At 56.5% G+C, this 19,395-nt stretch carries 16 protein-coding genes; 4 read left to right on the top strand and 12 right to left on the bottom strand.

What is annotated here, in order from left to right; all coding sequences use genetic code 11:
• Nucleotides 1-7 precede the first annotated feature (7 nt).
• From GN111_RS16350 to GN111_RS16330, 5 genes are all read right to left on the bottom strand, one after another.
• Nucleotides 8-1,645 (bottom strand): amidohydrolase, encoded by a 1,638-nt coding sequence (locus tag GN111_RS16350; protein ID WP_170302332.1) that lies wholly within the window; start codon nt 1,643-1,645, stop codon nt 8-10.
• A gap of 157 nt (nt 1,646-1,802) precedes the next feature.
• A complete protein-coding gene (locus tag GN111_RS16345; protein WP_155304769.1) occupies nt 1,803-2,276 on the bottom strand; it encodes an ecotin in 474 nt (157 codons plus the stop codon).
• Between the two features lie 138 nt (nt 2,277-2,414).
• Nucleotides 2,415-3,719: a serine hydrolase domain-containing protein gene (locus GN111_RS16340; RefSeq protein ID WP_155304768.1), complete on the bottom strand. Its 1,305-nt coding sequence runs from the start codon at nt 3,717-3,719 to the stop codon at nt 2,415-2,417.
• 61 nt (nt 3,720-3,780) lie between these two features.
• Nucleotides 3,781-5,793, bottom strand: coding sequence for an amidohydrolase family protein (locus GN111_RS16335; protein ID WP_155304767.1), 2,013 nt, complete (start codon nt 5,791-5,793; stop codon nt 3,781-3,783).
• Between the two features lie 105 nt (nt 5,794-5,898).
• Nucleotides 5,899-6,723 carry a hypothetical protein gene (locus GN111_RS16330; RefSeq protein WP_197740567.1) on the bottom strand — a complete coding sequence of 275 codons (825 nt, stop codon included), beginning with the start codon at nt 6,721-6,723 and terminating at the stop codon, nt 5,899-5,901.
• 615 nt (nt 6,724-7,338) lie between these two features.
• Between GN111_RS16330 and efpL the strand changes: the two genes are divergently transcribed.
• From efpL to GN111_RS16315, 3 genes are all read left to right on the top strand, one after another.
• Nucleotides 7,339-7,911, top strand: a complete 573-nt coding sequence (gene efpL, locus GN111_RS16325) for an elongation factor P-like protein EfpL (RefSeq protein WP_155304766.1) — start codon at nt 7,339-7,341, stop codon at nt 7,909-7,911.
• Nucleotides 7,912-7,956: 45 nt separating this feature from the next.
• Complete coding sequence (locus tag GN111_RS16320) at nt 7,957-8,877, top strand: HD-GYP domain-containing protein (RefSeq protein WP_155304765.1); 921 nt, start codon at nt 7,957-7,959, stop codon at nt 8,875-8,877.
• A 231-nt stretch (nt 8,878-9,108) separates the two neighbouring features.
• A complete protein-coding gene (locus GN111_RS16315; protein WP_155304764.1) occupies nt 9,109-10,224 on the top strand; it encodes an IS110 family RNA-guided transposase in 1,116 nt (371 codons plus the stop codon).
• Between the two features lie 679 nt (nt 10,225-10,903).
• On the opposite strand, the gene GN111_RS16310 is transcribed toward GN111_RS16315, so the two are convergent.
• Nucleotides 10,904-12,121 carry a beta-ketoacyl-[acyl-carrier-protein] synthase family protein gene (locus GN111_RS16310; protein WP_155304763.1) on the bottom strand — a complete coding sequence of 406 codons (1,218 nt, stop codon included), beginning with the start codon at nt 12,119-12,121 and terminating at the stop codon, nt 10,904-10,906.
• Nucleotides 12,118-13,362, bottom strand: a complete 1,245-nt coding sequence (locus tag GN111_RS16305; RefSeq protein WP_170302331.1) for a beta-ketoacyl-[acyl-carrier-protein] synthase family protein — start codon at nt 13,360-13,362, stop codon at nt 12,118-12,120. The genes GN111_RS16310 and GN111_RS16305 overlap by 4 nt, the downstream gene beginning before the upstream one ends.
• Nucleotides 13,363-13,663: 301 nt before the next feature.
• Between GN111_RS16305 and GN111_RS16300 the strand changes: the two genes are divergently transcribed.
• Nucleotides 13,664-13,930, top strand: coding sequence for a hypothetical protein (locus tag GN111_RS16300; protein ID WP_155304761.1), 267 nt, complete (start codon nt 13,664-13,666; stop codon nt 13,928-13,930).
• Between the two features lie 12 nt (nt 13,931-13,942).
• Here the strand turns inward: GN111_RS16300 and mutM are convergent, their stop codons facing one another.
• From mutM to GN111_RS16275, 5 genes are all read right to left on the bottom strand, one after another.
• A complete protein-coding gene (gene mutM, locus GN111_RS16295) occupies nt 13,943-14,779 on the bottom strand; it encodes a DNA-formamidopyrimidine glycosylase (RefSeq protein WP_155304760.1) in 837 nt (278 codons plus the stop codon).
• Nucleotides 14,780-15,098: 319 nt separating this feature from the next.
• On the bottom strand, nt 15,099-16,232 hold the full coding sequence (locus GN111_RS16290) for a branched-chain amino acid ABC transporter substrate-binding protein (RefSeq protein ID WP_197740566.1): 1,134 nt from the start codon (nt 16,230-16,232) through the stop codon (nt 15,099-15,101).
• Nucleotides 16,233-16,322: 90 nt separating this feature from the next.
• The gene (locus GN111_RS16285; RefSeq protein WP_155304759.1) at nt 16,323-17,159 is read right to left on the bottom strand and encodes an MBL fold metallo-hydrolase; all 837 of its coding nucleotides are present in this window, start codon (nt 17,157-17,159) and stop codon (nt 16,323-16,325) included.
• A 196-nt stretch (nt 17,160-17,355) separates the two neighbouring features.
• The gene (locus GN111_RS16280) at nt 17,356-18,477 is read right to left on the bottom strand and encodes an Acg family FMN-binding oxidoreductase (protein WP_155304758.1); all 1,122 of its coding nucleotides are present in this window, start codon (nt 18,475-18,477) and stop codon (nt 17,356-17,358) included.
• A 233-nt stretch (nt 18,478-18,710) separates the two neighbouring features.
• Entirely contained in the window at nt 18,711-19,352 is a 642-nt protein-coding gene (locus GN111_RS16275; RefSeq protein ID WP_155304757.1) for a TetR/AcrR family transcriptional regulator, read from the bottom strand.
• Nucleotides 19,353-19,395: the final 43 nt, after the last annotated feature.

The raw sequence follows: 19,395 nt of genomic DNA, 5'->3' as shown, positions 1-19,395 counted from the left end.
AGTAAAATTACCGTTTTTTAACCGGCGGATCGATCCTGTCATATTCCGGAACATCAGCATAAGTGACCATGCCGCCGCGCACGGTGGCCAGCACATGAATGTTTCTGATCTCATCGGGATCGACCTCCAGGGGGTTGCGGTCCAGCACGACAAAATCCGCGTACTTGCCGGCTTCAAGGGATCCCGCATCCTTTTCCATGCCGAACTGATACGCCGCATTGATGGTGTAGGCTTCCAGGGCCTGTTGGGGCGTGATGGCCTGATCGGCGCCGAGCACCCGGCCGCTTTTGGATTGGCGTTTCACGGCGATCCACATGTTGAGCAGCGGGTCCACGGGGGTGACCGGCGGGTCATTGTGCATGGCGGGTTTGACACCTGCGCGGAAAGCATCCGCCATGGCGCTGAGCCGCTGGGCGCGCTCGGGTCCCAGGGTGGTTTCATAATGGGTGTCGCCGTAGTAATAGACATGGGTCGTGAAAAAAGTGGGATAGGCCTTCAGTTCCGCCATCCGCTCAATCTGACCGGGCCGCGTGTACTGGACGTGAATGAGCTGGGGCCGGATGGTCTTAGCGGCTTTATTCCCCAGGGTCTTTTGGGCATATTCAATGGCATTCAATGCCACATCCACCGCGCCGTCGCCGTTGGTATGGATGGCGGGCCAGTAACCGAGTTCATACATGCGCAGCACCTGCTTGTTGAAGAAATCCTGTGAGCCGATGGCGCCTTCCCCGCCCATGCCGTGGTGGTGATACCCTTCGGTAAGATGGCCTGTCCCGCCCTGGATGGAGCCGTCCGTCCAGGTTTTGATGAACGGAATTTTAAACAGGTCGTTTTCATAATTTTTCAAGCGCGGGGCGATCTCCTCGAAATCGGGAATGGTGGAGAACAGTCCTCCGACCATGCGCACGGGAAAGTCCGGTGAGTTGGTTGCTTCCTGCAGTCCTTCGAGCACGAAGATATTCATGATGGCAAATTCGGAAGCCGTGGTCACACCCTTGGCCGCCCTTGCCTCCGCCGCCAGGCGGGCGATCTCAGGTGTTGGATTGGGAAAATTCTTTACGGTGTAAACCGCCGGCTGGCCGGACAGATAACCGGTGAGCCGGCCGGTTTTGTCTTTTTCATAGTATCCGCCCTGGGGATCGGGGGTAGTCTCGTCCACGCCGGCCCGCTGCAGGGCCACGCTGTTGACGAAGGCCCCATGACCGCTTAGGTGAAAAATCACCACGGGCGTGTTGGGGAACAGGTCGTCCAGCAGGTCGCGCGTGGGGCCTTTTTTCTCCTCGTACAATTGCTGATCCGCGCCGAATCCGACAATCCACCCCTCTTCATCGGGCTCGGAATGTTTGATTTCCTCAAGCGCGGCCGCAAGCGTAGGAGTGGTGAAGGGCGTCACATCCGTCACCACATATTGGGAACTGGACATATACATGTGGTCATGGGATTCGATAAAGCCGGGAACGATTGTCCGGCCTTCCAGATTGTAAAATTTTGCATAGTCGCCGATGGCTGCCCGCACCTCGGATTCAGACCCGATGGCAACGATGCGGTCCCCGGACACTGCCATAGCGTCGGCCGACGGTTGTTCCGGATTCATGGTGACGATATCAGCGCTTACCACCAGGGTAATTCCCTTATCGGAATCCATCGTTCTGATTTTTTGATTTAAGGTGCAGGAAATTATTAATAAGAAAGTTGCTGTCAGTAAAATAGTTGTCTTTAATGCTCTCATTTTTATCTCCACAATTGGGCTCTTATCCGGGGGAAATTGTTTTTGCTTAACAGCAAACCCATCTAACCATCATTTATCTCTCCATTGTCTTCATCTCGGCCCCGGCGCTCCATATCCGGTAACGCACTTCCGCACCTTCAGGGACATACATGACCACGGGCAAACGACTGTTGTAACGAATAAGGTAGGGTTCTCCTCCCAGTGTGACAAACCGATCGACCTTCGGTGAATTCGGGTCAACCGCCATGAGTGTGCCTGCCATCGCTCCCAGCTTGCTGACCGTATATCGCGTGTATCCCCACCCCGCGATTGTCTGTGCCTCGATTTCTCCAGTGAAGAAATATCTGTTTTCCTTTTCTATTCGGACAGTCTTGCCGACGATCAACTCCACTCTGAATGCAGACTCATCCGCCTGCTCGGGTAGCTGCAGGACATACCTCACCATGCCTTCCCCGGCAGGCGGGAAAGCTTTCATGTTGTCTGCCGCCTGGGCAAAAACTGCCGTGACAAGTATCAGGACGATTGTAACCAAACATCTCTTTGTCATATGGTTTTCCCTTCTCTTGCCGAACGCTGCGATTCACAGGCCGAGAGGTACGCGCGGCCTGTGAACCGCGGGTTATGCCTTGCAACAATGAGCGTAAACGGGCACCTCTCTCCGTTAAAAATCAAATATGGAACCGATTTACTTATCAAACAACCCCGACGTCACGAGCGGACGGAGATATTTCTGAATCTGCTGTGTCGGCTCTACAGAAAAATAGGCGATGACAAGGTCTCGCGCCGGGGAAACATAGATCCCCTGGGTGTTCAAACCGGATTTGAAAAAGTCGCCATCATCCCAGACCGCATCCCATTGCCGCCCCGCGGATCGCACGCTGTCGTCGCCGAGTCTTTCCATGAATTTTTTGCCGGACGGCCCGGCCCTGTAAAAATTTCGGCTTCGATAGGGCACGCGCGTGCGTCCCAGTATCTTCGGTGTCACGATCTGCTCCACGGTGATCTCGCTCCAGCTCGGTGTGTAGAGCATTCCGAAACGCGCAAGATCCCTCAGCCGCACCGATAGAAGGCCGTGGGCAAGGGCGATTCCATCAGGGGAGAGATGGACCTGGAACGTCCCCTCGACACCCATCCTTGACCAGATCCGCTGGTCAAAGGCGTCCGCCCAGGTCTGACCGCTGGCAGCTTCAGCCAGGAAGACCAGGGCCTGGGTTGCCGTGGAGGTATAGGTGAAATACTCACCGGGTTTACTCACAGGCTTTGCCGAATTCATGACATCGAGCAGGGTCTCGACGTTCCCCTTGTAAGGCTCGCCAAGCTCAGCTCTTAGCATTCGTGCGGTAACGGTGTCAGGGTTGGCAAAATGCTCGGGTCCGTCAACAGGATCCAGGCCCGTGGTCATATCCATAACGTCAATGACTTTGATCGGGGCCCAGACGGTTCCTGCAAATTCGGGAACATAATCGGCCATGGTCTTCTGCTCGTCGATCTTCCCCTCTTCAATGAGAAGATCAATCAGAAGAGATGCAAATACTTTGGCGGCCGAAGACGTCACATGGGCATCTGCCGCCTTCATGCCGGGATATTGTTCGAAGACGATACGGCCCTTGTGAACGACGATGAACGCTTCCGCGTAACTTTTCGGATGATAGAGGAATTGATCAAGGATCATCTCACCCAGGCTTGTGGTCGTGGTGACCTTGCCGATCTGAGGCATTAGCTCGGACTGCAATGCTCTGGCGGCTTGCCGATTGGGCACAATCGCTGTCGGAAGCACCTGTGCGGCGTTCGTGCCAAACCAGATTGCGGCGCGTCCCGCAGCAAGTGCATCGTTCAGGACGAAATTTTTCATATACCCGTGCGACTCTTCCGCTGTAAATTCCTTAAAAAGTGGATTAACGGGCCGTCTGGATGCCGCTTCGGGCTCCTGAGCGCAAGCAGTAGTAATAGACAGCAGATAAAGAAAACAAAAAAACAGGGATTTTAGCATTGGCAGTCTCCTTGTAAGCCGTTGAATCCCGCATGATCTAATTTTTGTATATCGCCCCTGGTTATCTTAGTCCCAACGTAATAAATTTTATTGGTTTCGTAGCGGTTGCTCTACATTTGACCGAGAAGATGCTTTGCCCGTCCTTGATGGTTTCCAACACCCGAATATCCCTGATCTTCATGGGATCGATGGAAAGCGGGTCGTCCGAGAGCACCACCAGGTCCGCCAGTTTTCCCGCTTCCAGCGTGCCCTTGCGATCTTCCTCGAAATTCTGCCAGGCGGCATCTGCGGTGATAGCACGGAAAGCCTCGAAAGGCGTAATGCGCTGCTCCGGCCCCAGGTCCTTGCCGCCGGAGGTCATGCGGTTGACAGCGGTCCAGGCCACCGCCAGCATGTCGATGCCCGCCACCGGCGCGTCATGGTGCAGGGTGATCTTGATATTTCGGTCCAGGGCCGAGCGGGAGGGGTTGATGCGCGCTGCCCGCTCCGGTCCGAGGAACAGGTCGCGATGGCGGTCGCCCCAGAAATAAACATGGATCGGGAAAAACGAAGGCGTAAGGCCATGTTCGGCCGCGAAATCGAGTTGATCCTCGCGCATGGTCTGGGCGTGGATGATGGTGGTACGCAATTCCGGCCGGGGCTTGTCCGTCCGGGCCTTTTTCACGGCCGCGATGAGCATGTCCGTGGCGGCGTCCCCGTTGGTGTGGGCCTGAATTTGAACGTTGGCGGTATCGCAGCGCCGGACCCAGGTATCGACCTGTTCCTGAGTCATGCTGGGGTAGCCGCGATGGCCTTCACCGGGCGCCTGCAGATCTTCCGATATGTCGGTTTGATTGTCCGGGCTGACGAAGAGGCTTTCAGCCTCCTCGCTGTCGCAATGATCGGTGGCGATTTGGGTTTTGCCGGGCTGGACATGGTAGGGCCGGGAAAGGTAACCCGTATAGCCCTGGAGAGAACCGTCCAGGACAATTTTGACACCTCCCAGTCTCAGGCGGCCGTTGTCGTTTTTATGGGCCGCAATGGCATCGAAGGTGGCGTCGTCAACCCCCTTGTACAGCGCCCAGGCGTTGACATCGATGGGCAGCTTGTTCGCCTGTGCCATGGCCGCCAGAAGCTGCCATGTGCCCTTGCCGCTGGCGCAGTCCTGGGCGGTGGTGATTCCCGCCTTGGCATAGTGACGCAACCCCTCTTCGAGCATAGCCATGGCCTGCTCCGGCGAAGGCGCAGGTATCTTTTTCAGCACCAGAAGCATGGCATTTTCTTCCAGCACGCCGTTGGGTTCGTTACTTCCGGACTTGCGCTGGATGACCCCGCCCTCGGGATCCTTGGTGTCCTTCGTGACGCCGATCTCTTCCATGAGCCTGCTGTTGCCGGCCATCAGATGGGCGGAAATGTGCATCAGCAGAATCGGGTGCTCGGTGGACACCGCATCCAGGTCCTCACGGGTCGGGTGGCGCTGTTCCTTGATGCCGGTATCGTCATAGCCCCAGCCGATGACCCACTTTCCGGGGGCAGGTTTCTTTTCTTTGATCCATTCGCGCAAGGTTTGCTGGATATCGGCGATGGAGCCGATCTTGCCGATGGGAATGGGATCGAGATTGGCCGTGGCAAACTTGACTGACTGCAAAACTACATGGGAGTGGGGATCGTAAAACCCCGGCATGAGCGTTTTCCCGCCCAGATCGATCAACTTGGTGGCATCTCCCTTTCTGGCCATGATGTCGGCTTTGGCGCCCACAGCCATGATCCGCCCGTCCTTTACCGCCAGGGCCTCCGCGCGGTCGCCGTCCCTGACCATGGTCAGGATCGGACCGCCGTGGTAAATGGCCTCGGCGATGTCCTTTGCGACGGCCTCGGCGGGTTTGTCTTTTTCGCCGCCCTTGCAGCCGGCAAACATGGGGGATGCAAGGCCGCCGATGGCAAACATTCCGCCTACCGCCGTCGTCCCCTTGATGAAATCACGCCGCGACAGCGCCAATCCGGCCTTTTCGACCATGTTGACAAACAGGGGTGGCGTACAGCCACAGCCGCCCTGATGACTGCAACCATGTTCCTTTTCATGTTTTTCTGACATCGTGTTCCTCCTTGTTGAAATGGTTGGAAACGATCCCGCTTGAGGTCAGGCTTCCAAAAAGCGGTTTTGACTCTGTCTTTTGTTGTGGAAGGGAATTTCCCTGCATTACCGGGGGAACAAAACTGAAACGGAAAACCGAAATCCGAAGCCTTCAGGACTCGATGCGGAGTCCTCGTACCAGTACTTGGGTACAACGGTGAAGCTGAACATCTGACCACCGATTTGCGTGACCTTGGACAGAAACATGGAGCATTGGCCGGTATCCTGATCGTTTTCATGGTCGATGGTGTGTTCGAGCTGCAGGCCGAGGGTCCAGCCGCCGTGGAACACCCGGGAAACGAACGGGTTGATATACGTCGATGAAACGTCTGCGCGACCGCCTTTTCCGGCGAAGGACTCGATGTAGTTGGCTAAAGCACCATAGGTCCAGGGACCGGTCTGTTTGAGGAGGACCGCTGTTGGACCCGCACCCCATTTCTCGGTTCCGAGCAGATCATCTGTTGCCGTGGGCAACAGGAAAACCGGCCCGGCACCCCAGATCACACCGCTGGGGCCGGGGCGGGGCGAAAAAAAGAGGGATTGCACGGTGTCGCCAAAGCCGGTCTGACTCCCGGCACCGGGATAGATATCCTCTTGATGAATAACCGGAAGGATGGTCCGGGAAATCAGATTCCATGTCTCATTGAGTTCAAACGGCAACACCGGTTGAATGTTCAGGGTGAAACGGTAACCGTGGTCCTCCGGGCCGATGTTCGTGTCGTAATTGGATTGAAACGGAAGAAAAGCCAGGTCCGCAACAGGATTGGCCAGCTCTTTGGCGAGTTCGTCGAGTTCACTTTCAGATGTCTCGGCGAGGGCGGGCGAGGGAAAAACCGTCATGACAGCAAGAATGATTCCGGTTACTAGATTGAAAAACAAATGAAATTTCATGTTCACTACCTTTCCGGATATAATTTTGACAGGTTCGTAAAAAGTAACCAATTCCATATTTTCGTCATTCCGGCGAAGGCCGGAATCCAGTCTTTTCAATATGTCCTGGATGCCGGATCAAGTCCGGCATGACGCTTTTGCGACTTTTTACGATATCATAAATTTTAAAGATGCAATTAAAAATGCGTACCAATAAGAAGTTAGCAGCACATTAAAAGAAATAGCCCGGCCACACCCTAACACGCGGCTGATCCTGGATATCGACGATGCAGTTCGGGCAGGGCGGATCGTCTGGATGGTGTTCGGATGGCTGCCCTGACCTCAGATTGAAGGTTGTCTCATTCCGCTTTTTTTCCTGAGTTGTTGCCACATCGATATAAAAAATGAATTACGGGTGCTGCGGTGCAGAAAGGATTTCAAGATAAAAGTATAAATCTCATAGCACGGAGTATTGATCAAGCACCTTTTGCCCATCGTTGGACATGATTGCCATATTGCCCTGAAACCGAATAAGCGCTATAAGAAAGCTGCCGCAATTCTGCGGCTGCCTACCGATGGCCGCGGATCGGAATATCCGGCCAGTTTTAAAACCGATTCATTCACAGGAGAACCACCGTGCCCAAAGCCAGCAATCTTCAGAAAGGCCATATCATTAATATCGACAACCACCCCTATCAGGTCAAGCAGATCGACGTCCATACCCCGTCGGCGCGGGGCGCCAACACCCTGTACAAGGTTCGCTACGCCTCTCTGATCAGTGGACAGAAACTCGATCAGACTTACAAGGGAAACGACAATTTGGAGGAGATGACGGTCGACAAGCGTCGGGTCAGTTTCCTATACCGGGATCAGAACCTCTACACGTTCATGGACAGTGAGAACTATGAGCAATACACGCTTTCAGAGGAAGCCCTGGAAGGGCAGATTCAGTGGCTGGTGGACGGATTGGAGGGCATCACGGCACTGCTCCGGGACGGACATCCGTTGTGCATCGAACTGCCGCAGACGATCGATCTTGAGATCGTAGATACCGCCCCGGCTATCAAGGGGGCCACCGCCACCAACCGCAACAAACCGGCCGAGCTTTCCAACGGCGTTTCCGTTCTGGTTCCCGAATACATGACCGCGGGGGAAATCATTCGCGTCAACACGGAAACCGGCCAGTACATGAGCCGTGTAAAAAGCTGACGGTTGCACCTGTAAGTCGGCACCCGCGACGGAAAGGAATCGATCATGTCGGAGTATCGACTCACCCATTCGGTGACCGATCATCGTGGAGATCTTTTGCTGGATGCCGGAACGGTTCTCAGCCGGGAGGCGATGCAGTCCGTGGCCTGCGTTGCGACTGCATCCATTGGAACCTGTCGTCTGATGGATTTTTATCAGGTGGGATCGGATCTGAACGACTTTTTCGCCGCACCGCCTTATGATGTGATTTTCAAAGGTACTGACCGCATGCGCGCCTTGTTGGATATTGCCGGGGAGGTGACCATGCCCGAGCCGCTGCTGGAAGCGCTATACCACTTTCGTAAGCTGGATTTTTATACCTATCGTCACACCCTGCTGGTTTTCGCCCTCTCCATTCTCATCACCCGTGAGTTGATCGCCGACAGGACGGCCATGATCCAGGAGGTTTTGGCCGGTCCCGTCCACGACATCGGCAAACGGTGCGTCCCGATTGAAATTCTCACCAAGGAGACGCCGCTTACACCGTCCGAGCTCGAACATCTCCACCACCACACACTGGCAGGCTACGTACTCTTAAGCCACTATTTCCGAGATCCCGATATTCTTGCCGCCAGGGTGGCCCGGGACCATCACGAACGCAAGGATGGCAGCGGATATCCGCTGGGCATCGCCATGGACAGTCTTACGACCGACATCATCATGGTCAGCGATGTTTACGACGCGCTGATATCTCCGCGGCCTTACCGAAAGTCCTCCTACGACAACCGCACCGCCCTGGAGGAGATGATCCGCCAGGCCGAAACCGGCAGTATCAGCCATACCGTGGTCCGGGTGCTCGTGGCCCTGAATCGCCGTTCCCGGCCGCATTTCAGCCAGTGCGTCTTATCTGCCGAAGAACGGGGCGCTCCGCCGGAGGACAACGTCTACGGCACTACGCAACCAAACGAGAAGAACGGCCCTCACTAGACATAATGGTTGACAGTTTAGACCGAGTAATACGGCGAGCCGGTAGGTTCCTTCCGCGAAAATTCATCATGGCCTCCGACGAGCTTTTGTGGGCCCATTCTCAGCCATGATGAATTTCGCTGACGCCGGCAAGCTTATTGATAGAAAAAGACCTGCCATCCTTGCAAACGTGGGTTATGTTAGATGTCATTTGCAAACCCCAACACAGAGCCAAAACCAAGGAGGCAGGTCATGACAAATTATAGCATATTTATCGGTATGGACGTCCATAAAAATTCCATCGACATCGCAATCGCTGAAGAAGGCCGTAAGGGCCAAATACGGCACTACGGCAAAATCGATGGAACCCTGGCAGCTTTGGACAAAGTGGTTCGAAGACTGGTCAGTACCGATAAGAAATTGCACTTTGTCTACGAAGCCGGCCCCTGCGGTTATGAGATTTATCGCCACCTTGCCGCTCAAGGCTTGGATTGTTCGGTGGTAGCGCCGTCCAGGATTCCCAAGCCAAGTGGCAAACAGATCAAAAATGATCGCCGGGATGCCATGATGCTGGCACGATTGCATCGTTCCGGTGACCTGACTGCTGTTTATGTTCCCCGAGCAGAAGACGAAGCCATCCGAGATTTGACCCGCGCCAGGGAAGATACCAAAGGCGACGAGAAAAGAAGTAAGCAACGCCTGCTGTCTTTTCTCCTGCGCAATGGTATACGATATACGGGCGGATCGCCGTGGAGCAAGGCCCATATACGCTGGCTGTCCGATATCAAGATGCCCCATCGATCCCAACAGGTCGTCTTGCAAGAGTATATCGGTACCGTGAACCAATGCAAAGAACGCGTGCAACGGCTGACCGAACAGATCCAACAACTTTTGCCTGATTGGCAGCTCTTCCCGATCGTTCAAGCCCTTCAAAGCATGCGCGGTGTCTCGACCATCGTGGCTGCCACAACCGTTGCCGAAATTGGCGACCTGAAAAGGTTCCATACACCTTCCGAGTTGATGAGCTACCTGGGTCTGGTGCCGTCGGAGCATTCCAGTGGCCAAAAGACAAAACGAGGTTCGATTACCAAGGCCGGCAATGGGCATGTACGCCGTATCCTGGCCGAGGCGGCGTGGTCCTACCGGCTTCCGGCCCGAGTCAGTCGGGCCTTGCTAAAACGGCAAGAAGACCTATCTGAATCCGTTTGTGACATTGCATGGAAAGCCCAGCTCCGGCTTTGTTCGCGCTACCGGCACCTGTGGAATAAAGGCAAAGCCAAACAGGTGATCGTAACGGCCATCGCACGGGAGCTGTGTGGATTTATGTGGGCCATCGCCAATGAAATCGAAGCCCCGGCAAACGCCTAACGGCAACGAATAGTCAAAGAACAATATGTAACCAACGGAGACCGTTTAACGCACGAATCGAACAAAGTTCCAAGGCAGCCACAGGGGCGCAACCACGGTCAGGAGAACCCTCGAGGACACTAATGGATAAGCCGTATGGCCGAACTCCCGAAACTAGACCGAGGCAGCTCCGCGACGAAGCTAAGTCATGCGGTACCCAACCCGCGAATATCAGAGTGATCAACCGTCGCAACACCGGTTCCGCCCCTTTGGGTGCCTTGGAACATAACCCTGACAAGGACCGCTGAAAAACAGTTGGCAGGAAGTTCTTTTCTCTCTTGACAACTGTCAACCATATCAGTGTCCGTCCAGAAATGACCAATTTGCCCGATATCTTTGTTGCGCGAAAAATTTTATCCTCGAAATATCAACTATATACACCCCAAGGGCACTTCCTTCGGGGCGTCTGCGGTAAAACCCGAGCTAAAATTTTTCGGGCGCCTCGATCTCGACCAAATTTTCCTATTTCTGGATGAACACTAACCAACATCGATGAAATCTAAAAAGTTGAATTTCGGACGGCTTTGTAAAAAGGCCGAGATCAAGGCTTGCGAGTTTCGAGGAATGAGGCGTACATAAACGTACTCCGCAGTGACGAGGGCTGAAGCGTAACGCAGATATCGGGATTTTTACGATGCTGTCACGGCTTTTTTAAAAGCAGACTGACACAAGTCCCACCGGACGCGCAGGCATTTACCAAACCGTAACCGACAGACATCTCCCGGCTGTCAGCCGATACCATGGCCAGAGGCGTGATGGGCTCCGTCAACCCAAGGGTGGGCGGCACCTTGCCGCTATGGATGCCGAGCGCCATGGCTGCCGTTCGGATGCCTCCAGAGGCGAAGTTCTCTCCCAAGGCGCCCTTGATGCTGGTCACCACAGGCTGACGGGTGCCGGTGAAACACCGCTCCAGGGCCAGGGCTTCCAACCGATCCGACCGAACGCCGCCGCTGGCCGCGGCGGAAACCGCATCGATGGATTCAGGATCCACGCCGGCCATGGCCATGGCCGCCTGCATGGCCCGCAGCATGCCGTCCGGATTGTCGGGCCAGTCGTTGGCCGGCGCGGGTGCGCCGCTCATTCCCCACCCGGCGATTTCACAATAGACGGTCGCTCCCCGGGCGCGGGCCGATTCCAGCGGTTCCAGGCAGAGTACACCCACGCTTTCACCCGCCACCGGTCCGTTGCGCCGGCGGTCGAAGGGGCGCGCCGCTTCTTCACCGTTGTTTTGGGGCGACAGGGCCCGGAACCGCTCCAGGACCGAGAAGAAAAAGGGCGAGAGAATGTCCCCGCCGCCGGTGAGAATCATATCCGCCCGACCCTCGCGAATCTGCATGGCTGCGCAGGCAATGGCCGTTTCCGCCGAGCCCTCCCGATGGTTCAGGGTGGTGTTGATCCCCCGCAGTCCCAACTCGATGGCCGTGTGGCCGGCCGGGGCGTTCATCACCGTGTTGGGCACCAGGATCGGGTTGACCCGGCGGGGACCCTCGGTGAACAGGGTGCCGGCGAACCGGGAGGCGACATCGGTTGCGCCAAAGGCCGTGCCCATGACGATGCCCATGCGGTCCCGGTCTGAGGAGGCAAGGTCCACGCCTGCGTCTTCGATGGCCATGCGCGCCGATGCGGCCACCATCTGGGAAAGGCGGTCCATGCGCCGCAGGAGCCGCGGGGAGATGAAGTCCTTGGCCGAAAAATCGCGAACTTCCGCTGCGCACTTTGATTTGAATACTTCGGCATCGAAGTTTTCGATGGGACCGATGCCGCCGACGCCGCCGAACAGCGCTTCGGCGAAGCATTCCCGGCCGATGCCCAGGGGGCTCACCAGCCCCATTCCGGTAACTGCCACCCGCCGGCTCATGGATCACCGCCGTTTTCGGTAAATCGCCCCAGAACCAGGGCGGTGTTGTTGCCGCCGAAGGCAAATGAATTGGAGAGCACCGTGTCTGATCGCGCCGGCCGCGAATGGCTCGGTACGACGTCCAGGGGGCAATCGTCGTCGGTAGCATTGTGGTGGATGGTGGGCGGAATGAAATCCCGCTCGATGGCCAGCAGGCAGGCTACGGCCTCGATGGCCCCGGCGGCTCCAAGGGTGTGGCCGATCATCGATTTGGTGGAACTCACCGGGATGTGCCGGGCTCGATTGCCGAACACCCGTTCGATGGCATGGGCTTCCATGCGGTCGTTAGCGGGAGTGGCGGTGCCGTGGGCGTTGATGTAGTCCACCCGATCGGCCGAGATGCCGGCATCAGCCAGGGCCGCCGCCATGGCTGCCGCGGCACCGGCACCTTCGATGTCGGGGGCGGTCATGTGGTGAGCATCGCAGGTAATTCCGCAGCCGAGGATTTCTCCGTAGATTGGCGCGCCCCGCTTGCGGGCGTGGTCCAGCGATTCCAGGATCACGATGCCGGCGCCTTCTCCCAGGGTAAGCCCCTGGCGGTTGCGGTCGAATGGCTTGCAGGGCTCGGGGTCCACGGCCTGCAGGGCGTTGAAGGCGGAATAGGTTATGCGGCACAACGGCTCCGTTCCCCCGCAAACCATGATGTCGGCGGCATGGCTGCGGATCAGGTCCCGAGCGAACCCGATGGCCGTAGCGCCGGAGGAGCAGGCGGTCATAAAGGTGGTGCGAGGGCCGAATAGTTTCAGGTGGGTGGCGATGTGGTCCGCCGACGAAGCGCAGGAGAATGCGGCAAAGGACGAGACCGGCATCCGATCGGCGCCGGTTTCCAGGTAGCGGGCGAAGACCGGCTCGCACTCCAGCATGCCGCCGGCGCCGCCGCCAATGACTACGCCGGTCCGCGCGGTGCTTCGCTCTTCCATGGGCAGCAGACCGGCTTCGGCCAGGGCTTGTAAGGCGGCCGCCATGGCCATACAGTCCGACCGGGACATACGTTTGAGGGAGTAGGCGGTCGGAATGTGCTGCCGGGCATCGAAACCGTTAACCTGGGCCCCAATGCGGGTACGGTATCCGTCGGTATCGAAAAGGGTGACCGGGCCGATGCCGCATTTGCCATTTTTCAGAGCGGCGGCAAAGTCATCTATATTTTCGGCGATGGCATTGACGGTGCCACGACCTGTAACAACGACACGATCTGATTTCATCTTGAATCGGATATCTTTTTTCTCGGAATTTATAACCTTCAGTCCCGCCTGCGTGTGGCGGCGTGGCGCGCCAGGATTTAATCGGAAGTCCTCTGGAAAGTCAATAATTCGAAGGCCACCGATGTCTTCCATCAACAGACACGATCCAGTTTGCAGTTGACAACCGGCGGAGAAGTGCTTTTATTGTAAGTACCTGCCTTTAAGGCTGTCGACCCCCCGTGGCGTGGCATCCATTGTTTGATATTGTGGCGCCCAAACCCTGTTCCCCCGATACTCTTTTGGGCCCTGTAGGGAGAGACCGATGGAAAGAAGAAAAATCACCGACCGGAGACATAAGCACATCTTCGTTTCCGAAGACCGGCGGTCGGGGCCATTTGATCGAAGGGACAAAGGTCACCGGCGCCAGGAGATCGAGGAAGAACGGGAAAAGATCGAGCGCATCCGGGCATTCAAAGCCAAGGACAGGGCCGCTTCCTCCACATCGCCGCCGCTGTTCACCAAAAAACGAGTGGTCTGGATGGGCCTGGCCATTCTGGTTCTGGTGGTTGTTTTGTATTTGTTCCGTTGATTGTTACCCGAATCACCCCGGCGCCTTCTGACAAACCGGACAGATGTGGCTGGAGCGCTGCCCCACGATAATGCGTTGGATGGTTGCACAACAGCGCGGGCAGGGGGCGGCGGTTCGGCGGAACACGTTGAGTTTGTCCGCATTGCGTCCCGGACGATCGCCCACCGCATGAAAGTTGCCCTGGCCGCTGCCCAGGGAGGTGCCCTGATTTCTCAGCCCCTGGTTCAACACCTTTCGGATGGCCCGATGCAGGGCATCGGTTTCCTTCCGGTCCAGGGTGTCGGACCGGCGACAGGGATGGACGCCGGCCTGCCACAGGGCTTCGTCGACGTAGATATTGCCCAGACCTGCCAGAAAGGTCTGATCCAGCAGAAGCGGCTTGAGTTGGCGTTTTCGGGCCTGAAGCATGCTGAAAAAACGCGCCCGGGTAAAGTTTTTGCCCAGCGGTTCGGGGCCGAGTTTGCCAAGAACCGCCTGCGGCGCATCGGTCAAGACGATTCTCCCGAATTTGCGGGTGTCCTGGAATCGCAGTTCATGGCGAGGACCGATTTTTAGAATGACGTGTTCATGGGCATTGAACGCCCGGTCCCGGCGGGTCCAGTTCAAGCGGCCGGTCATTCGCAGGTGAATCAAAAGGGTCAGGCCTTCTGACAGGTGCAATATGATGTACTTGCCCCGGCGGTTGATGCGTAGAATCCGGCAGCCTTGAATGCGGCGCCGAAAGCTGGCCGGCGACTCGTGGGCAATGGTTTTCGGCCAGCGAACCCGGGCACCGCCGATAGTACGTCCGACGATGCCGCATCGGTTCAGGGTGTCGACTACGGTTTGTACTTCGGGCAGTTCGGGCATGAACGCTTCCTGAGAACGCGGTGTATTGGAATGGCTGTCATTTCCTGTCATCAGCGGCCATAGCCCAATTCACGGCGGACTGCAAGAAGGTTTCCCGCAAATCGAAAACGGGCGGTTGGTCGATCCAACCGCCCGTTCGGGTTTTAAAGCATTTGGCCTTACGCTATGGCCGCTGTATAGTGTTCATTCAGAAATAGGAAAATTTGGTCGAGATCGAGGCGCACGAGAAATTTTATCGGAGTCATATGGTTGATATTTCGAGGATAAAATTTTTCGGGCAACAAAGATATCGGGCAAATTGGCCATTTCTGGATGGGCACTATTTAATTTCTACATACTGTCCGTTTTGCACCTGATAAACGGCAAAGCCGACGCCAATGGCATCCCCGCGCTCATCGAAGCTGATGCGTCCCAGGGGCGTTTCGAAATAATTGCTGCGCAGGGTTTTGGAAAGGGCATCGAAATCCGAGGTTCCGGCGATTTGAATCCCTTCGAGCATGGCTGTTGCCGCGGCATAGGCGTTGAGGAAAAAGGCGCCCGGATCCGATCCGTAGGTTTTGCGGTGCTCTTCGATGGCGGCAATGGCCATGGGATTTTGGGTCGTGTCCATGGGGCCGGTGGCATAGACGCCTTCGGCGTATTTGCCGGCGACCTTGATGAAGGTGATGTCTTTGACGCCGTCATCGGAAATGAAGATGGTTTTCATATTCTTTCTGCGCATCTGCTGAACCAGTTTGGAGGCTTCGGGATGGAAACCGCCGTACAGCATCACGTCGGCCTTGGAGCGTTTGATCTTGTTGATGACCGCTGAATAGTCGACCGCGCCGGGGGTGATGCCTTCATAGAGCACCAGTTCGCCGCGGCTGTCTTTTTCCAGAAAGGCTTTGGCAAATTCTGCCAGGCCCTTGCCGTAATCGCCCTTGTCGTGGACGATGGCGATGGTTTTGGCCTTCAGCTTATCCAGGCAGAAATCGATCTGGGTCTTGGCCTGGGCATCGTCTGGAGCGATAGTCCGAAAGAAGTTGTTGTGCTGGCCGCTTTTGGTCAGGTCGGTATTGGTCGCCGAAGGGGACATGAGGATCAGCCCCTTGGTGGCATAAATGCCCAAAGAAGCCTTGCATGGACCGCTGCAGATGTGACCCAGGACGACGTCCACATCTTCGGTTAGCATTTTGGTAGCCACATTGACGGCCACTTCGGTTTTGCACTGATCGTCTTCCACCACCAGTTCCACCTGCTTCCCCAGCACGCCGCCCTTGGCGTTGAATTTTTTTGCCACCAGTTCGGCGGCCTTGACGCTGGGGATGCCGTAGGAGGCCAGGTCGCCGCTGTGGGCGCCGGTCACGCCCATGCGGATGGTGTCCGCTGCCTGAACGGCGGGTACACATAGCCAAGCCGCCGCAAAAACCATCAAGATCATCGCCAAACCGTTTTTCCTTCCAATTCGCATCATTTTCTCCTCTTAACGTGTGGGTTTACATTTATGAAACAATCATTTTCGCATCATGCGGAAATCGGCAATATGATCAATGTTATGGAAGCATTAGAACTCCAATTCGAGCCCCACGCCGACCTCTTCCAGTTCGGCGGCCCGGGACAGCGCCAGCAGGGATTTCAGATCGGTGCAATGGCAGGCATGCAGCTTTTCCGGGCGCCAGGCGGACAACTGCTCCACTGTACGCCGTAGCTGCTTTTCCGTGGGGTCCAGCAGGTGAAACCCGCCGATGATGTCTGCCACTCGGGTCTCTTTGCAGACCTGCATGGCCTGGGCCACAGTGTTGCAAATGCCGGCATGGGCGCAGCCGGCAACAATCACCAGGCCCTTTGACGAACGATAGGCCAGCGATGTGTCATCCATGAGGAAGTCGTCGGATTCGACGCCGTCCTGCCAGATACGGCCGATGGGATGTTCGGCCTCGAAGTCGTTGCGGCGTTCGATTTCTCCCAGAAAGACCAGGTCCGGGTTCAGCCAGTGGGGACGGTCGGTCAACTCCAGATCAAAATAGCGGACGGCGGTTTCCCGGGAGATCAAACAGCCGATATCGCCGACCCCGGGCATCACGCGCCGGTCGAAGACCGTCGGGTGGGCGATCAGGGTGGGGCGCTTGTAGGATCGGCCTTCGAATTGCCGCTCGGCAAAGGCCTGAATCAAGGCCTGAATTCCCCAGGTATGATCGATATGGGCGTGGGAGAGAATCACCGCGTCGACATCGAACAGGTCGATCTCCATCTTGGCGGCATTTTTCATGAAAAGGTCGGAGTAACCGGTGTCGAAGAGGACCTTCAGCCCATCGTTTTCGATATAGTAGGAAACGCCGGGTTCGCCCTGAAAATAGCGATCGATCAGGGTATTGTTGTCAACCAGTACGGTAAGTTTCAAAAAGGCACCTCGTGGCTTACATCCGACGCCGGTCGGATTCGTTACTATTCGAAGAAGCTCATATGAGCATATGCCTAGTAGTGGCCCGGATAAGTTTTGTCAACACCTATCCGGACCGGTTAATTTTTACTAAAAATGCAGTGAATTTTATCGGTATTACTCAACAGGAATGGGTGCTGGCGGGAATGGAATCGAGTCAGGCGGTTACGAACCATTCCACCGGCCGCCGTAGCGAAACCGGCTTGGGGTAGCGGTCAAGATAGCCGACCCGCAGGACAAACTGGGGGAAAAAGTGTCGGCTGTGATTCCCGGAGATGGCGGCGCGGCCGGTCTTCTCTTCCAGCAGTTGGGTCATGGGTTGGATGCCGATATTCCGAGCCCGTGCCGCCAGCGCCAGGCGCTGGAACCGCCGGCCGGCTTCGATCAGGTCGGCCACACGATTGCCGGAGCTGGTCAGCACCATCCAACCGCCGCCTTCTTGGGCCAGCTTCGCCGTAACGTCCACCCCCTTGCGGCGGAAACCGGCTTTCATGAAATCCTCGGGGCTCACAAAATGGCGTACATACCAGTTGTTGAAGCTCTGGATCTCCATTCCTTCGGGAGTGAGGCCGTCGCGGTGGTGCACCGCATCCCGGTTTCTCAGGCGCAGCCAGTGAACAAGCTCAAGCTGGGCGTCATCTCGGGCCGCCTGAATGCGAAAGCTCTCTACTACAGCTTCCCGGATGCACGCGCCATGGGAAGAGGTGCGTGGGAAATAGAAAAGGCCGCCGCCAGCCTGGTGGGACAGGGCTGCCACGTCGTCAGCAGAGATCTCCTTGGGCAGATGGCCGTGTTTCACGGTGCGGCGGGTTGCCAGGAGCCGCAGCGGATCGCCATTCGCCTGTCCGGGACGCAGAATGACCCGCAGGACATCGCGATCGTGGCTGCTGTTGGCGATTACCTCGATGTCGGTACGCCGGCCCAGGGCACCTGCCGCCAGGGAGAGGTTCTCGGCAAAGGCGCCCAGAGAGAGTATGAGTTCGCGATTGTCCGGGTCCACGCAGGGCAGTCTGCGGTCGCTATCCGCTTCGACGATCCATGTGTTCGCCGATTCGATGCGTACCCGCCAGGGCTGGCTGTTGTGTCCGCTGGGGGCCAGACTGGCGTAGTAGAGAATTCGTCTTTGCGTGTCATCCAGAATCGCTATCGGTTGTCCTGCCGTTTGGGTTTCCGGCAGGTCGGCGCGGGTGATTCCCGAACAGGCGCCAATCAAGGTGCCGCTGCCTATCACGGCCCCGGTGGCGAACAGTTGTCTGAGAAAATCTCTGCGCTTTATCATTGTGAGGTCCTTTCGATTAAAAAATGATTTTATTGTCACTATACGGTGACAATTCGGGTAAAAAATTTTCCCACCTAACAATTCAAATGGTCGCGTATAATGAACCAACCTCGTCATGCCGGACTTGATCCGGCATCCAGAAAGTATTGAAGGAGCTGGATAGCGCTAAAGCTTCACTTCGTACCTGGTCTGCGCCGGAATGACGAAAATATAATAATTTTCGATTCATCAATTCAGAGTATCGCCATGGTCCCTTTAACCATCTGCCCGACTGCCGTTTCGACGCGCTGCCATCCGTCTTCACTTTCCAGATCGATGCCGTTGTACCAGCGGATCTTCCGGGACCTGCAGACCAGGTAGCTGATGCCGGCACCGAAAATGGCCATGATGGCCATCAGATCGACCCTGGCCCCCTCGGCCGGGAGAAAAAGCTCTGCAAAGCGCAGCATGCGGGTTTCGCGAATGATCTCCAGTTCCTCGGTCATATCGTTGCGCTGGACCATTTCCCAGGCCATAACCTCTTGGGTCAGGGGACGCTGACGGATGCCGCGCAGGAAATTGCAGCCCAGGGCCGTCAATTTCTCTTCCAGAGGCATCTGCCGGAAGGCGTCGATATCGCCTCCGGCCAGTTCTTCGATGCTCGGCCAGAAGTCCTCTTCCTGCCCGAATGCCTGAATCAGGCCGGGCAGTCCACCGAAATAGCGATAGATCAGCACCTTGTCGACGCCGGCCTGACGGGCCACGGCGTTGACGCCCAGCCCGGTGAATCCTTTCTCGCCCAATAGTTCCCCGACCGCCCGGATCAACAGCCGGCGGGTCGCTTCCCGGTCGCGGTTTTGCGCGGGGGCTTTTTTTGCGTGTTTTTTTGTCGCCATGGCCTCCTTTATTGTCACTTTATGGTGACATGTCAAGCATTTT

Source organism: Desulfosarcina widdelii (genome assembly GCF_009688965.1).
GTDB classification, from domain to species: Bacteria; Desulfobacterota; Desulfobacteria; order Desulfobacterales; family Desulfosarcinaceae; genus Desulfosarcina; species Desulfosarcina widdelii.
The sequence above is the reverse complement of the archived record's forward strand: the minus strand, read 5'-3'. Positions and strand labels throughout refer to the sequence as shown.

Coding starts and splice junctions, on each gene's coding strand:
- GN111_RS16335 (WP_155304767.1), bottom strand. CDS start 5,793: ATGTCAGAAAAACATGAAAAGGAACATGGTTGCAGTCATCAGGGCGGC.
- GN111_RS16340 (WP_155304768.1), bottom strand. CDS start 3,719: ATGCTAAAATCCCTGTTTTTTTGTTTTCTTTATCTGCTGTCTATTACT.
- GN111_RS16290 (WP_197740566.1), bottom strand. CDS start 16,232: ATGATGCGAATTGGAAGGAAAAACGGTTTGGCGATGATCTTGATGGTT.
- GN111_RS16320 (WP_155304765.1), top strand. CDS start 7,957: ATGTCGGAGTATCGACTCACCCATTCGGTGACCGATCATCGTGGAGAT.
- GN111_RS16315 (WP_155304764.1), top strand. CDS start 9,109: ATGACAAATTATAGCATATTTATCGGTATGGACGTCCATAAAAATTCC.
- GN111_RS16275 (WP_155304757.1), bottom strand. CDS start 19,352: ATGGCGACAAAAAAACACGCAAAAAAAGCCCCCGCGCAAAACCGCGAC.
- GN111_RS16310 (WP_155304763.1), bottom strand. CDS start 12,121: ATGAGCCGGCGGGTGGCAGTTACCGGAATGGGGCTGGTGAGCCCCCTG.
- mutM (WP_155304760.1), bottom strand. CDS start 14,779: ATGCCCGAACTGCCCGAAGTACAAACCGTAGTCGACACCCTGAACCGA.
- GN111_RS16350 (WP_170302332.1), bottom strand. CDS start 1,645: ATGGATTCCGATAAGGGAATTACCCTGGTGGTAAGCGCTGATATCGTC.
- GN111_RS16300 (WP_155304761.1), top strand. CDS start 13,664: ATGGAAAGAAGAAAAATCACCGACCGGAGACATAAGCACATCTTCGTT.
- GN111_RS16305 (WP_170302331.1), bottom strand. CDS start 13,362: ATGAAATCAGATCGTGTCGTTGTTACAGGTCGTGGCACCGTCAATGCC.
- GN111_RS16330 (WP_197740567.1), bottom strand. CDS start 6,723: ATGAAATTTCATTTGTTTTTCAATCTAGTAACCGGAATCATTCTTGCT.
- GN111_RS16345 (WP_155304769.1), bottom strand. CDS start 2,276: ATGACAAAGAGATGTTTGGTTACAATCGTCCTGATACTTGTCACGGCA.
- GN111_RS16280 (WP_155304758.1), bottom strand. CDS start 18,477: ATGATAAAGCGCAGAGATTTTCTCAGACAACTGTTCGCCACCGGGGCC.